Source organism: Photobacterium sp. GB-72, from assembly GCF_003026095.1.
GTDB lineage: Bacteria > Pseudomonadota > Gammaproteobacteria > Enterobacterales > Vibrionaceae > Photobacterium.
On record NZ_PYNV01000001.1, the window covers coordinates 69,128 to 83,752 of the forward strand.

The 14,625-nt window shown below is 37.8% G+C and carries 12 protein-coding genes and 1 riboswitch; of the genes, 6 read left to right on the forward strand and 6 right to left on the reverse strand.

The genetic code is table 11. The annotated features are described in order from the left end of the window. Window positions 1–12 precede the first annotated feature (12 nt). On the reverse strand, window positions 13–996 hold the full coding sequence (locus C9J40_RS00330; protein WP_107245322.1) for a DnaJ domain-containing protein: 984 nt from the start codon (window positions 994–996) through the stop codon (window positions 13–15). Window positions 997–1,083: 87 nt separating this feature from the next. Continuing rightward, complete coding sequence (locus C9J40_RS00335; protein ID WP_107205868.1) at window positions 1,084–1,785, reverse strand: DNA-binding response regulator; 702 nt, start codon at window positions 1,783–1,785, stop codon at window positions 1,084–1,086. Between the two features lie 501 nt (window positions 1,786–2,286). Here C9J40_RS00335 and C9J40_RS00340 point away from each other — a divergent pair. The 3 genes from C9J40_RS00340 (at window position 2,287) to C9J40_RS00350 (ending at window position 6,108) form a co-directional block, all read left to right on the forward strand. Then, entirely contained in the window at window positions 2,287–3,612 is a 1,326-nt protein-coding gene (locus tag C9J40_RS00340; RefSeq protein ID WP_107245323.1) for a glycoside hydrolase family 18 protein, read from the forward strand. Between the two features lie 364 nt (window positions 3,613–3,976). Further along, window positions 3,977–4,069: riboswitch (glycine riboswitch) on the forward strand. A 77-nt stretch (window positions 4,070–4,146) separates the two neighbouring features. Continuing rightward, on the forward strand, window positions 4,147–5,541 hold the full coding sequence (locus C9J40_RS00345; protein ID WP_107245325.1) for a sodium:alanine symporter family protein: 1,395 nt from the start codon (window positions 4,147–4,149) through the stop codon (window positions 5,539–5,541). A 258-nt stretch (window positions 5,542–5,799) separates the two neighbouring features. Continuing rightward, a complete protein-coding gene (locus C9J40_RS00350) occupies window positions 5,800–6,108 on the forward strand; it encodes a high-potential iron-sulfur protein (RefSeq protein ID WP_107205865.1) in 309 nt (102 codons plus the stop codon). Window positions 6,109–6,161: 53 nt separating this feature from the next. Here the strand turns inward: C9J40_RS00350 and yegD are convergent, their stop codons facing one another. Beyond that, the gene (gene yegD, locus C9J40_RS00355) at window positions 6,162–7,514 is read right to left on the reverse strand and encodes a molecular chaperone (RefSeq protein ID WP_107205864.1); all 1,353 of its coding nucleotides are present in this window, start codon (window positions 7,512–7,514) and stop codon (window positions 6,162–6,164) included. A gap of 209 nt (window positions 7,515–7,723) precedes the next feature. Here yegD and C9J40_RS00360 point away from each other — a divergent pair, with 209 nt between their 5' ends. The 3 genes from C9J40_RS00360 (at window position 7,724) to C9J40_RS00370 (ending at window position 11,497) form a co-directional block, all read left to right on the forward strand. Then, a complete protein-coding gene (locus C9J40_RS00360) occupies window positions 7,724–8,350 on the forward strand; it encodes a thiol:disulfide interchange protein DsbA/DsbL (protein ID WP_107205863.1) in 627 nt (208 codons plus the stop codon). A 242-nt stretch (window positions 8,351–8,592) separates the two neighbouring features. Next, the gene (locus tag C9J40_RS00365) at window positions 8,593–10,278 is read left to right on the forward strand and encodes a methyl-accepting chemotaxis protein (protein ID WP_107245694.1); all 1,686 of its coding nucleotides are present in this window, start codon (window positions 8,593–8,595) and stop codon (window positions 10,276–10,278) included. 178 nt (window positions 10,279–10,456) lie between these two features. Next, complete coding sequence (locus C9J40_RS00370; protein WP_107245326.1) at window positions 10,457–11,497, forward strand: FUSC family protein; 1,041 nt, start codon at window positions 10,457–10,459, stop codon at window positions 11,495–11,497. A gap of 40 nt (window positions 11,498–11,537) precedes the next feature. Here the strand turns inward: C9J40_RS00370 and rlmC are convergent, their stop codons facing one another. The 3 genes from rlmC to btuC form a co-directional block, all read right to left on the reverse strand. Next, window positions 11,538–12,683 (reverse strand): 23S rRNA (uracil(747)-C(5))-methyltransferase RlmC, encoded by a 1,146-nt coding sequence (gene rlmC, locus C9J40_RS00375; protein ID WP_107245328.1) that lies wholly within the window; start codon window positions 12,681–12,683, stop codon window positions 11,538–11,540. Between the two features lie 151 nt (window positions 12,684–12,834). Then, a complete protein-coding gene (btuD, locus tag C9J40_RS00380; RefSeq protein ID WP_107205859.1) occupies window positions 12,835–13,593 on the reverse strand; it encodes a vitamin B12 ABC transporter ATP-binding protein BtuD in 759 nt (252 codons plus the stop codon). Window positions 13,594–13,597: 4 nt separating this feature from the next. After that, a complete protein-coding gene (gene btuC / locus C9J40_RS00385; RefSeq protein WP_199186998.1) occupies window positions 13,598–14,590 on the reverse strand; it encodes a vitamin B12 ABC transporter permease BtuC in 993 nt (330 codons plus the stop codon). Window positions 14,591–14,625 lie beyond the last annotated feature (35 nt).

Here is a 14,625-nt window from a genome sequence, read left to right on the forward strand (position 1 = left end):
ATTGGGCTTTATTTATAAGCCGTTATCACAACGCTGTTGCAGTATTTTATTAGTATTTAAAAAAGAGGTATTAGAAAAATACTCTCTATTAATTTTAATACTTTGACTATTTACCCAGTGATCCCGTTCTGAACCTATCCCATAGGCAATGTTATAAACCAAAAAATTCTGCTGCTGGTACATAAAACGTAAATTAGCGGGCAATGCCGTTCGTTGCTGAGTCATATTGACATAATAATAAAAATGACGATCACAGCGCTGCACAATGTAAGAACCTACTTGATTACGTATTGCAATGTAAGGTGGTTGATCTGTTGGTTGGAATAAAGTCCATTCTCCGACGATTTGTGTTAGCTCTATTGGTCGATGTGTCGTTAATTCTGGCTTAGGGGAAATAAGCTCTTCAACAGCGACTTTTTGTGGAACTAGCGATGGCTCTATCAACCTATTTTCTCTTTTGAAAATTACACGATCAACAACATTAGACTTGGTAAGTGTTATTGCAGCAACTGCTAATCCAACATTTAATACAACAGAAGATATAACTAATCCATATTTAATTATTCGATATCTTTTTTCCCACGTCTTATTTTCATAAGGCAGCACTGTGCTAACAATCTTTTTTCTTTGTTTCTTTTCTAACGTTTCCGTTAATCGTTTATTCTCACACGATTGATGTTCTAATTTTTTTCTTAATTCTAAGACTTGTTGTTCTAACTCAACATTCTTTCTTTTTTGCAGTGCTAACTCTTGCTTTACTTTTTCTGCATACTTCTTTGTTAATAATATTTTTTCATGATTAATATGGGTTAATTCGCAATGCCTATTACCATTACCACATAATACTTCATTATAAGCATGCGAGATTAATTGCATTAAAATAACAGAACCTGATTTATCAGGATGCAATCGATGAGATAACAATTTATAACGTTTTTTGATATCACTTCTTGTGAAGTCTTCTGTTGTTCCCAGCAGTTCATGGTATGTTGTCATTGTGAATATTAGTAACGGTGACGTTAAAATACTCTGCAATGAAGATGTTCGTTAGGCAACTATTAATTAAATTTACTACAAAAAAATTCATTTTTTTTGACGACTGGCACGAAATTCACCAGGGGAACAACCAATATGCTTTTTAAATACTCTTGAAAAGTAAGACACGTCTTTAAATCCAGCAGATGAGGCAACGGCTGATATTTTTTCTTGATCTGAACTTAAGAGGCCACAAGCTAAATCTAACCGCTTTTTAATAATGTACTGCTTGAGTGTCACTCCCATTATGTTGTGAAATAAACGAGAGAAATACGTCGATGAAAATTGACACGCGCTTGCTAACTCTTCTTCCCGCAAGGGGGCACTGATATCTTTGTCGATAATTGTTAAAGCAGGAAGGATCGAAAGTTCTCGCTGAGAAATATCTTCAACATTTATCATATTATCGTCATGGGTATGTAAGCGCGTTAAGCAGGCATCAACTTTTTGACGGATTGCATTACTCGATAAAATATCTTCAGCACCAGATCGCAAAGCAGACACAGCCAATTCAGCGTCTAAATCATGATAAACAATAACAATCTTCACATCAGGAAAGCGCTGCTTTATGGTACGTAATAATTTAAAGCCATTTGATTGTGAGTCTTGTATTTCAATGAAAATTAATTCAAAACCAGTCATTGTTGATAGTATTTCAAATGGCGATACATCAACGAGATTGTGATACTGCAGTAGAATATCTTTAGTGCTGGTATGTTTTTCTTTATGACAACAATTTACCCAAATCACATCATCACCTGTTTGGTTATTCTCTTAATAAAATTCTTTAATGATCATCCTTTATCAAAAAATAATATTGTTCCTAATTTACTCAGATATTAATTATTAGATACTTATTAATATGGCTAATAATGGTTATAAACACTAATTTATCCAGTCATATTACATATTCTTAATTATTAATAACGAGATAACTATTTTGTTCTAGTCCGAATTAATTATCAACTATATACATATATTTGTTATTTATAGTGATTCCTTTATAACATAACGAACCATCCAACATCCGTTAAAATAACAATTCAGTATAAAAAAAACAGAAATACTTTGTAGCAAAAAAAAAACAAATACCGTATTTCTAATACAAATTTTTACATGTAAAATTTTCTTTTTAGTGTATCTTTGTGATCATTGTCATAATGTATAACAATTCACATAACTCAATAAAAACAAACAACGATAGTATACTTGTTTTATATTAATTTATGTTTCGCGATTAGGGATCTATCAATGCGTTATTTCTTACGGAATTATTATCTTCCCGTTATTACCGCAACTTTAATTAGTTGTTTCTTTTCCAATCAAACCGCAGCTCAGTCAATAACGCACTCAACACCTGTTATTGCTGCATATTATCCAGATTGGAAAGTGTATACCCCTAAAACGCCATACAGTGCCAACATGCTTCCTGTTAATGATCTAACGCATATTATTTATGCTTTTCTTGCTGTGTGCGGACCTGTTGATGCCTCTCCCGACAACATAAAAAAAATAATGAAAACCCAATGTAAGGATAAACCAATAGGTACCGCTATTGTCTTAGATGACTATGCCGCACTTCAAATGAAACTAAAAGGTAAGACATCAAGTAAAGTCAGTTACCGTGGTAACTTCGGTCAACTAAAGTTACTTTCAGACGAAAATCCAAATTTATCTATTCTTCCTAGTTTTGGCGGCTGGACATTATCAGAGCCTTTCCATACAGTCGCGTTAAACGATGAATACAGAAAAACATTTGTGGATAGTGCTATAAAATTAATCCAAAAATATGATTTCTTCGACGGCATTCAAATCGATTGGGAATACCCCGGTGGACATGGTTTATCAGGCTTAGGCAATGATAATGTGGAAAGTGAACGTCTTGCATACACAAAGTTAATTCATGAACTTCGTACCCAATTAAATACGTTGGCTATAAAAAATAATCGCACTTACCAACTTTCAGCGGCAGTAAATGGTGCACCTAAAACATTACCCGGTATTGATTGGAAAAAAGTATCACAAGATCTCGATCAAATATTCTTAATGAGCTTTGACTTTTTAGGCAGTTGGGGTCCTACGGTTGGTCACCATAGCAATTTATATAGTACGCCTTTAACGCCTGATGACATGTCAGTTGACAACCAAGTAAACGCTTTATTAAAACAAGGCGTTGACAGACAAAAAATCATTATTGGCAGCCCCTTTTATGGTCGTGGATGGAAAGGTGTCGACAAAGCTTCTGCTGAAAGACTCGAAGGGCTAAGTAGTAAAGGAACAATGGAGAAAGGTTCAGATATTGCTGACCCTGGTTATTTTAACTACTCAGATATTATGAAATATCTAATAAATAATAAAAAATTGGGTTACCAGTACTATTACGACGAAAAAGCTGAAGCTGCCGTCTTATTTAGCCCAAAGAAAAATGAATACATTAGTTTTGAAGATAAGCGTTCGTTACAAGCTAAAGCTGATTATGTGAAGAAACATCAACTCGGTGGCGTTTTTGGTTGGGAAGTGACATCAGATAACAACCATGAGTTAATAAAATTACTCAGTAAAAACTTCAAACAATAACGACGTCTTGTTTATATAAACTGATTCCACATACTAATAAGCTTACTTTCCCGATAAGTAAGCTTGTTTTTTGTCCACCAACAAATTTCTGCCCCCATCACCCGCTTATTTTTTTCACATTTAGACTTTTTTCACTGTTTGCACATTTTTTTTGCTGACAATCACATTTCATTCCCCTAACATTGCAATCCGAAATATGAGTTCCGATGAAGACAGCAGGAGAGCGGCAAAAGAAATTACCATGATGGTATCTCTTACGCCCGCCGAAGAAGTAAGCGTTTTTAATAAGTTGAGCCCTCAATTTATTAAATCGTAAATCTTTCAGGCACCATGTCGTATTTTACGATAGGTATGGACTGTTGTTGGAGGAGCCTCTGGAGAGACTCGTTAAATCGAGCGCCGAAGGAGCAAGCCCTATATGGGTGAAACTCTCAGGCAAAAGGACAGAGGAGATAAGAGCAGCAACCAGATATTATCTGCATCCAACATTTATGTTGTTCTATATCTCTTCCTTTGAAGTTTAAAGGAGGAATAATGAATCCACTACACGATACAATTTTTAATTTTCTTAAAGCCTTTGACAGTCTTGTTTGGGGACCGCCATTACTGATCTTACTAGTCGGTACAGGTTTGTACTTAACCATCCGTCTTGGTTTTATCCAAGTCCGTTATCTACCACTGGCATTGCGCTATGTATTTGGTGGCAAAAAAGATGCTGATAGTAAAGGTGAAGGCGATGTTTCTAGCTTCGCCGCACTATGTACTGCCCTTTCTGCAACAATTGGTACCGGTAATATTGTTGGTGTAGCCACTGCAATTAAACTTGGTGGCCCTGGTGCACTTTTCTGGATGTGGCTTGCTGCTGTATTAGGTATGGCAACTAAATATGCAGAATGTTTATTAGCGGTAAAATACCGCGAAGTTGACAGTAACGGCCAAATTTTAGGCGGCCCAATGTACTACCTCGAAAAAGGTGTGGGTAGCAAATGGCTTGCGAAACTGTTCGCACTTTTTGCTGTTGGTGTTGCATGTTTTGGTATTGGTACTTTCCCACAAGCGAACGCCATTGTTGAAGCCGCACAGCTTTCTTTCAATGTACCGAAAGAAATCACCGTTGTTATTTTAACTGTATTGGTTGCGACAGTGACACTGGGTGGTATTAAATCCATTTCAAGTGTTGCAAGTACTGTTGTTCCACTCATGGCTGGTTTTTACATCATTGCTTGTATCAGTGTATTAGCGAGTAATTTTGACGCCATTCCAAATGCTATTAGCTTAGTTATTGAATCTGCATTCACAGGGCATGCCGCTACAGGTGGTTTTGTTGGAGCAGGGATCATGCTTGCTATTCAGTCTGGTATTGCGCGCGGGGTATTCTCAAATGAATCTGGCTTAGGTAGCGCACCTATTGCAGCGGCTGCAGCACAAACTGATTCTTGTGTGCGCCAAGGCCTTATTTCTATGACAGGTACTTTCTTTGATACCGTCATTATCTGTACGATGACAGGTCTAACATTGATTGTTACTGGCGCTTGGTCTTCTGATTTTGCTGGTGCTGCAATGACAACCCATGCTTTTGCTGAAGGTCTACATTCGAGCTATTACGGTCCATTAATGGTCTCTGTTGGCTTAATGTTCTTTGCCTTTACCACTATTTTAGGTTGGAATTACTATGGCGAACGTTGTATTACTTACCTTTTCGGTGTGAAAGCGATTTTACCTTACAAGTTATTTTTCCTTGTACTTATCGCTGGCGGCGCCTTCATGCAGCTAGATATGATTTGGGTAATTGCAGATATTGTTAATGGCTTAATGGCTATCCCTAACCTTATTGGTCTCGTTGTATTACGCCACGTAGTCATTGCTGAAACACAGGCTTTTTTCGCAAAATTAAAGCAAGAAAATAGCCAACCTATTTCAGCGCTATAAAATAGAATATCTATGGGCCTCACTATTGTGAGGCCCATTCTTCACTCTTTGCTTACTTTTACACAGCAAAAATCATCTTTTTTGACATTACTTACGTAATATTGATTTAATCTATAAGTAGATTAAACAATCAGCTTTATCCATCACTCGTCTATATTAGTAGTAGATGATGCGTAGGTCACTTATTGATTATCCCCTACTTTAATAATTAATAAGTTAAATGAGTTGAAACTCATGTGCTTAAAAAAGGACATTGCAATGAAAAATCAATCTTCACGTCGACGCTTTTTACAATTGACTGTTGGTGGAATTATTGGTCTGAGTATTGGAAGCAAGCTATTAGTAAAACCGGCCCAAGCGGCTGAACTTCCACATTTGTCTACCGATGATCCACAGGCAAAAGCACTAAAATATGTTAACGAATCCACTAAAGGCGACAGTAATTGTAATAGCTGTATGCTTATTGAAGGTGATGCAAGCGCGGCATGGCGCCCATGTAAAATATTCCCTGGTAAGCTTGTTAATGCTAAGGGATGGTGTTCTGCTTACGCCCCTAAACCTGCCTAGCTCTTTTCAAATAAAAAGGCCATATCAAAGGCCTTTTTATCACTTTATTAGAATTAACGGTAACAACGTTCAGCCCAACGTGCTAATCCAGCAGTAACTGAACCAAAAAAATTACCACTTACAATAGGAATATCTGGCAACTGCAGCTCAATACACTGCCTCAAAATTGGAGAACGTGCGGTTCCTCCCGTCATAAACACCACATCTGGTTTTTTATTACTCTGTGCTAGCACTTCCACGATAAGATCACGCATCTTATCTGTCGGGGTTGCGATCGCTTCTGCAAATTGCTTAACAGTAATATCGACTGCAAATACGTCGTTGATTATTGCCATATCAACACGATATTTATTTTGCTCAGATAACGCTATTTTAGCTTCTTCTGCACGTCGTACAATTTGGTATCCCAAGGTCTCATGATAAACATGAATAAGGCGGCTTAGTTTTGCAGGATCTGCAGCGTCATAACGTAACTTTTCTAACGCGCGTAAATTGGCTTCAGAATAAAACTCAGTTTGTGCCGCAACATTATTAATCGCGATAGGATTCCAAAATTGATTAAACGGCATATCAATGCCTCGTGCAGTTCTGCTCCCTAAACCAAATTCTGGCATCAATTGCTTAAAAGCAAGATGAATGTCTAAATCATTCCCACCCACACGCTGTCCGCTATGTGCAAGTAGAGACTGTGTTCTATCTTGCTCATTAATCCATTTAGGCCCCATTTCTATGAGTGAGCAGTCTGTAGTACCACCACCGATATCAACCACAAGTACTGTCTTATTCTCAGTTAATGTTGATTCAAACTCTAAACCAGCTGCAACGGGTTCGAACTGAAACGAAACATCTTTAAAACCTGCGCGTTTCGCTGCTTGAGAGAGAATTTTTTCAGCCTGAATATTTGCAGCTTCCCCCCCTGTCCCTTGAAAGTTGATCGGACGACCAATCACGGTTTGTGTAATATCTGATTGAAGATGCTGCTCTGCATTATGTTTAATATTCGCCATCATAGCGCAAACAAGATCTTCAAAAAAACTGATCTGCGCGTCACGTAAGCCATTGGCACCAAGAAAAGATTTAGGAGATTTAACGTAATAGACTTCTTCAGGATCAGACAAATAGGTATTTAGTGCGGCTTCACCAAACTGTAAATCACCACGGAAAATTTCAATATCTTCTTCACGGTTAACAGCCATTGCGCGACGTAATACTTGCTCTCCAACACTGTCTGTTGGGGATATCCCCATAAAACGGTATAGATACTCTGATACCGCCTCTCGTGTAGGGGCACACAACGTTGATGGAATAAAATGATTATTGTGTTCTAGCGGTAACAGTTCGGGGTTACCATTTACCATTCTTGCGACTGAACAATTTGCCGTCCCATAATCAAATCCAATAAACATTTGAAGCACTCAAAGCAATAATAAAGCCAGCAATAATACCCCATCAACATAGGCTTTTCACTGAGTTATTCACACTATTTCTTTACGTTTATTCATCAACAAAATAACGCTAACATTAGACAATTTGGTGTTATTTTGTAACTTTACGATGCAATGTTATTTAATTATCGCCATAATACTCTTTATTTAATTCTATAAAGAAGACCACAATGAAACGTATTTACCAATCTTTCTTCGTTGTACTATTAGCAGCACTAACATTAACAGCATGTTCTGATTCTAAAACACCCCAAGAAGGCGATAAGTATTCAATAATTCCAACCCCTATGCCTAACATGCCCGCTGTCACAGAGATTTTTTCACTGTCTTGTGGGCACTGCCGTAATATGGAAGGTATGCTGCCAGAAATTCAAAAATTAACAAACACTAAAAACATCAATCAAGTACACGTGACTTTCAATGAAAGCGCGCAAAAAGCGGCTTTTATTTTCTACGCAGCAATGATTCAAACGAATAACGAACCTAGCCATAAACTAGTAGAAGCGTTATTTTCTTTCGTACAAGACTCACCAAAAGATATGACAGATGCGCAACGTAAAGTCGCATTATCGAAAATCTTCCATGATAACGGTTTAAAAAGTCCGTATGAATTAACAAAACAACAACAAGCTGAAATCTTTAAGCTACTCCAACAATCTGAAGATACCGTTCGCAATGCTGCATTACAATCAGTGCCCGCATTCCTGATTAATGGCAAATATCTTGTAAATACAAGTGCTCACGACAGCTTACAAGATATGGCAAACACAATTACATACCTTAAAAACAAAAAATAAATACATGCTCTAAAAAAATACCTACCTCATTGGTAGGTATTTTTTTATCGATGCAACCCTTATTTTTATTCCCCCCAATGTAAAAGTCTGCAACAACCGCACTATTAATTGAATAAATATCAAAGATACATCTATCAGTAATATTTTTCTCTTATCATTACATAAACTTATATGTGCATACTACACAGCAAACGCTCTCGTATGCATATCAGTGATTAATAATGGATAAGGCAAATGGAATTATGATCAACACACTTAAGCACAAATTATTACTACTAAGCTTATTGCCTATGATCGCTATTCTCGGTATAGCGATGTGTATCGTCATCTATTTAGAGAACCAATCTCTAACAAAAAATGTGGCACATTATAAGCAAGAGCTTATTTCAGAAAGACAACAAGAACTCAAAGACGCGGTTATTATTACCAAGCACGCCATTGAAAATATCATTTCTAAAAACAGTGATGAAGCAACACAGCTTGTAGAAATCCGCCAACTTATTACGCCTATTCGATTTGCAGCCAATGATGCAGGTTACTTTTTTATCTACACAATGGAGGGAGTAAATGTTGCTCACCCTCTTAAGCCTTCAATTCAAGGTACTGATCAAATTGGCGCGACGGATGCTAACGGCGTTGCGTACATCAAAGTATTAATTAATGCGGCTAAAAATAATGGACAGTTTGTTAAATACAGCTTTCCTAAAAAAGCGAACCAGCCAGCCCAACCAAAAGAAAGTTATGCGATTACACTTAATAACAATAAATGGTTTATTGGTACAGGCTTATATCTAGATGACATAGATAACAGTGTTGAACAATACACAGCACAGATTCATGCTGATATGAAAGATCGTATCAATACCGTCGCTTTTATTTCGATCATTTTAGCCGTAATTTCTGCCATGATTATTTTATTGATCACAAGCCGTATCATTAAACCAGTTGAGCGTATGGTTAAAACACTTAATGATATTGCAGATGGTGAAGGTGATCTAACCAAACGTCTGGTGGTTGAAGGTAATGACGAAATTGCACAACTTGGAAAAGCATTTAACCGTTTTGCTAATAAACTACAAAGCATTATTTCCCAAGTTTCAGCGACGACAGATAGCCTGACAACAACGGCGCATAATGTACATAATCAAACTAATGCCTTAACTGCTAAACTGAACGAGCATAATTGCGAGACTGAACAAGTCGTTGCTGCCGTTGAACAAATGAGCCTAGCTGCAAATGAGATAGCAGAGAACACAAACGATGTTGCTTCTGGTACTGAAAAAATGAGTGATGTTGCGCTTATCGCTCAACAACAAGTGGATACATCATTAGTATCAATAAATACATTAGTAGATGAAGTAACCCAAGCCTCTGGCTACATTGATGCACTAAATCAGCAATCGCATAATATTAATAATGTACTAAAAGTGATTGGCGATATTGCTGAGCAAACTAACCTACTTGCATTGAATGCCGCTATTGAAGCTGCGCGTGCTGGTGAACAAGGTCGCGGTTTTGCCGTTGTTGCTGATGAGGTTCGTGGGCTTGCGAGTCGTACTCAAAGTAGCACATTAGAAATTAATGAAATGCTAGACCAATTACATAACTTGGTTACACAAGCCGTTCAAGCGATGGATAAAAGTCAGACGTCTTGTAATGATGCGGTAAGTTCGACGAATCAAATTTCAAATAACCTTATTTCAGTCACAGAAGCTGTGACTGAAATAAATGGTAAGATTAATCAAATTGCAGCGGCCTCTACCGAGCAAAATGCAGTAACAGGTGAGATAAGCGGCAACATGGGTTCTATCCAAAATATTGTGACCGACTTGATTCGAGAAAATAAAAACTCTGAACTTATCGTAAGTCAACTGGATGATGCGGGTCATAAATTGCAGCAACTAGTAGGACAATTTAAAACACAATAATTGCCATTCAAGCTAATAATAAAACCGACTAAAGGCACTCTATAGTGCCTTTATTTTTATCAAACGTTCACCAACCTGACACATGTTTCAGGTAAATGACGAGTTCAATCCTCACAATTAAATAGTGACTTTCATCACATTCTTTGTATGATTTAGAAAATTTTAACGAATGTTTTGTATGAAGAATTATTCTCGCTTTGCAATCAAATATTTCCGCCAACTACTTGTGTTTCGCGTGTTTGTTGCACTTAGTATTATTGTCTCTATTATTCAAATATTTAGCTTACCTTATGGCTCATGGGCGCTGATTACTACAGTAACAATCATGGGCAGTATTCACTTTCTTGGTGGTGTTTTATCCAAAGCTAATCAACGAATAACAGGAACTATATTAGGGGCGATTATAGGTTTATCTCTCTATTTAATACCCACTTCATACAGTTGGCTCCACCACATTATTTTAATCACTACGGTGGTTACAGCAATTTACTATACACAAGGTAAGTATTCTTATGCGGCACTTGTTGTTGCTATTACTGTTGTTGTGGTTGCCGGCGGTGGCCCAGAGGATTTACATGCTGCAATGTGGCGCACAATCAATGTGTTTTGGGCCGCTATCGTTGCTATTTGTTGTAGCTTATATATTTTTCCTGCTCGTGCAACGGAGCATTATCTTAATTACACTCATCAGTTCATCAAGCTCTGTTGTAACTATTATCATCAGCATAACCAGCAAATAGCGGCAGAAAACTTTCAACTTATAGATATCAATCCCCTATCAAACATACTTGATAAACAAACTAGCCTTCAGCCACATACTAAAAATGAGAATATTGCCAGTAAACAGCTCTTAACTGAGATCATGCTGACAGAAGAACAAATATTTACCATGATGGGATCAATGCTACACACAAGGTGGGATAAACAGTTAGGACAGAATAAAATTAACGACATGCCTGGTCTAATGGAGGCAAAAGAGCAATTAGCAGACCGATTCTCACGTCTAGCTATTCAAATAGAAAACCAACATATTTTACCTGTTAAACAAGAAGAAATAAAAATGCTCTCACTTTTACCTCCGGCAGAAAACCATGAGCAAAGTGATGCCAGTAATATTAGTTATTATGGTTATTTATGGCTTAACCGTGAGATAGCTCGCCAATTTTCAGTGCTTACTCATTTATTAAGTGAATACTACTCTCACTTGAATAACAAATAAAAATAAGGGCATAACGTTATGCCCTTTTACCTTATAAACATTAAATATGTTCAAGTAGCACCATAACTTCAACATGCTCTGTGTGCGGGAACATATCAAACCATTGTAACTTCATTACCTTATATCCTGTTAACCTCGCTAAGTCTTGCTCTAGCGTATAAGGGTTACAACTTGAATAAATAATATGTTTTGGTGCAAAATCATTTAGTTGTTGGCACAGTTGTTCACCAATCCCCCGCCTCGGTGGATTCACCAATACTAATTCTGGCGCACTTTTATTTGATTGCGAAAAACTGGTTGAATCTAAAGCTGCAAACCGTAAATTCGTCACCCCCATAATTTCAGCAGAATGTTTAGCACTCTCAATGGCTTCTGGCTCTATTTCGATACCAGTAACATGCTCTACCTCTTCAGCGCAATGTAACGCAAAACCACCAACACCACAGAATAAATCCCACATAGAAGCTGGCTTTATCTCACTAACCCAACGTTTTGCTGTTGCATAAAGGCTCTCTGCCACTTTTGGATTGGTTTGAAAAAAGCTTTTAGGTCTTACAACTAATGGAACATGATTAAATTGTTCTAATAAATAATGATCAGAGGTTAAGAAAATTTCTTCTTCCCCTTCTAAGCGTGCCATGTGTACAGGCTGAATATTCACCGATACGACTTTTACCGTAGGAAATGCCGCCATTAGTTCAGGTAAATTATTAACAATACGAGCGATAGCCTCATGGCTTCTCAATACAAATCGAAGCATAAACTCACCTCGACTATCACTGCGTGTTAATAACACAAATTTCAGCTCACCTTTCTTTTTCTTTACGTTATAAGGTGGAATACCAGCACAACGAATCCAACGCTCAATATAGATCAACAACGCTTGCATATCTGCGGGATACAAAGGACAAGTACACAAACTAATCGGTTTAGATCCTGCCGTTGAATCCTCAGTCTGCTTTTGAATACCTAAACATGGTTCATGAGCTGCGCCCAGCACCACCATTTTGGCTTTATTACGATAGCCAGAAATGGCACTTTCTACTGGTGCTAACCATTGCTGTGGGTGATGTTCTGAAAACAAACTACGTAACACATCATCTTTTTGTTTAATCTGCTGCGGATATGAAAGCGAAGCTAAAGGGCACGATTGGCATACCCCTTGAAGTGAGAATGGACAATGCATAGTTCAAACGTTTACAGGAAAAAATGGTAGTCTAACCTGTGAAATAAAAATGACTATTTAGATTACAAATCATCATAATTAAAAATTTTTATCACCCATTTAAATGTCGCATTTTATTACTGCATATCATCAATAAATCAATACCATTTGCCTAATCAACAAATACTAAATTTTCAATGCCTTGATAATTCACTTTTACAATCCCAGTACTAAATACCTTCTCTAACTGTGAAACAATCATTACCTCCTGCGTCCTACCAACAGCAAAACAATGGCCTGCTTCTAGCAATACCACTTTGTCGGCTTCGCGTAATGTCCGATTCAAATCATGGTTAGCCATAATCACTGCGATCCCTTGTGACGCAATCTTCCGTATCAATTTATACATAGACGCTTCTTGGCCAATATCTAAAGATGCAGCGGGTTCATCAAGTAATAGAAATTTAGCGTCGGGATTTAATGCAGGCCAAACTTGTAAACAAGCGGAAGCTAATCTGACTCTCTGCCACTCACCACCAGAAAGTGTTTGTATACTTCGCGATAATTTATCAACAATACCTAAATACCCACACACTTCATCAATTGCAGCTTGTTTAATCACGTCTTTTACTTCACCCAACGCCGTAAAAGACATTAGAAGATACTGGTATACAGGAATGGCAAAATTTGGCTTATCTTGCTGAGACATATAACTACGCACACGCGCTAATGAAGCAAGATCATAATCCATTAGATCAATTCCTTCCAAAGTGACATTGCCAGCCGCAGAAAATAACCCAGAAATAAGCCCTATTGCGGTACTTTTGCCACTACCATTAGGACCAATAAAATGCACGATCTCACCGCTATCAACAGAAAAGGTTAAAGGCTCTAATCGATGTTCAGCAGCAATACGATTAATCATTAACATATTATTAATCCAGTTGTGCTCGCATAAGCATCCAAATAAACACTGGTGCACCCAGTGATGTAGTCACAACGCCAACAGGAAGATCAGCAGAAGGCAGTAAAATACGTGATAACGTATCGGCGAAGGCTAATAATACCCCTCCAGCTAAAGCAGATAACGGCAACAAAAAACGATTTTCTGTGCCTAACATCAAACGTATCAAATGCGGAACAACAAGCCCAATAAAGCCAATAATCCCAGCTAACGCGACAGCACTACCGACTAATAACGATACCATTAAGATCAATTTCCAACGTAGAGTCGCTACGTTCAAGCCAAGTTGCCGCGCATGGAGCTCTCCCAACATTAAAATATCGAGTTTTTTCCCCTGACAACATAAAACAGCTAACACAGGAACAATAAAAAATAGCAAAGAGAGTTGCTGCCAATTAACCCCACCAAGGCTTCCCATAAGCCAGTACATTAACTGTCGCATATTAAGATCATCACTAAAATAAAATGCCCAAGTAATAACAGCACTAGACAAAATACCCAACGCGACACCAATCAGTAATAAACGAGTCATTGAAACACTACGTCGACGTGAGAGCCCTACGAGAATTAATGTAAATAATAATGCGCCTCCCATCGCTGTAAACATGGTAAGCATTGGAGATGGTGCAAATGGCAAAAAGAATAATACTGCAACTAGTGCTAAACTTGCACCACCGGAGATACCCAATACACCCGGCTCTGCTAATGGATTACCAAGTAATACTTGCAGAACGGCACCAGAACTTGCTAAAGCAGCCCCTATAGCCAGAGCAGCTAATAACCGAGGCAGACGTAACTGTAGGAGTAATTGTTGTTCTAAGCCGCCTTCAGGTGCCCATGGTGTGATCCACAACTCCCCAACGGATAAGGAAAAAAAACAAACAAGAATAAGTAGTAAAACTATTAGCCAAAAACTAAACCGCCAGCGTGATTGCTGACGGGCTAATAATGCATTAAGAGACATACGATCCATCGTCAAAATGGTAAAAGCCCCCTACC

Bases quoted from the DNA above. Each gene is read 5' to 3' on its own strand.
- C9J40_RS00330 (WP_107245322.1), bottom strand. From the start codon at position 996: ATGACAACATACCATGAACTGCTGGGAACAACAGAAGACTTCACAAGA.
- C9J40_RS00340 (WP_107245323.1), top strand. From the start codon at position 2,287: ATGCGTTATTTCTTACGGAATTATTATCTTCCCGTTATTACCGCAACT.
- C9J40_RS00345 (WP_107245325.1), top strand. From the start codon at position 4,147: ATGAATCCACTACACGATACAATTTTTAATTTTCTTAAAGCCTTTGAC.
- C9J40_RS00350 (WP_107205865.1), top strand. From the start codon at position 5,800: ATGAAAAATCAATCTTCACGTCGACGCTTTTTACAATTGACTGTTGGT.
- yegD (WP_107205864.1), bottom strand. From the start codon at position 7,514: ATGTTTATTGGATTTGATTATGGGACGGCAAATTGTTCAGTCGCAAGA.
- C9J40_RS00360 (WP_107205863.1), top strand. From the start codon at position 7,724: ATGAAACGTATTTACCAATCTTTCTTCGTTGTACTATTAGCAGCACTA.
- C9J40_RS00365 (WP_107245694.1), top strand. From the start codon at position 8,593: ATGATCAACACACTTAAGCACAAATTATTACTACTAAGCTTATTGCCT.
- C9J40_RS00370 (WP_107245326.1), top strand. From the start codon at position 10,457: ATGAAGAATTATTCTCGCTTTGCAATCAAATATTTCCGCCAACTACTT.
- rlmC (WP_107245328.1), bottom strand. From the start codon at position 12,683: ATGCATTGTCCATTCTCACTTCAAGGGGTATGCCAATCGTGCCCTTTA.
- btuD (WP_107205859.1), bottom strand. From the start codon at position 13,593: ATGTTAATGATTAATCGTATTGCTGCTGAACATCGATTAGAGCCTTTA.
- btuC (WP_199186998.1), bottom strand. From the start codon at position 14,590: ATGTCTCTTAATGCATTATTAGCCCGTCAGCAATCACGCTGGCGGTTT.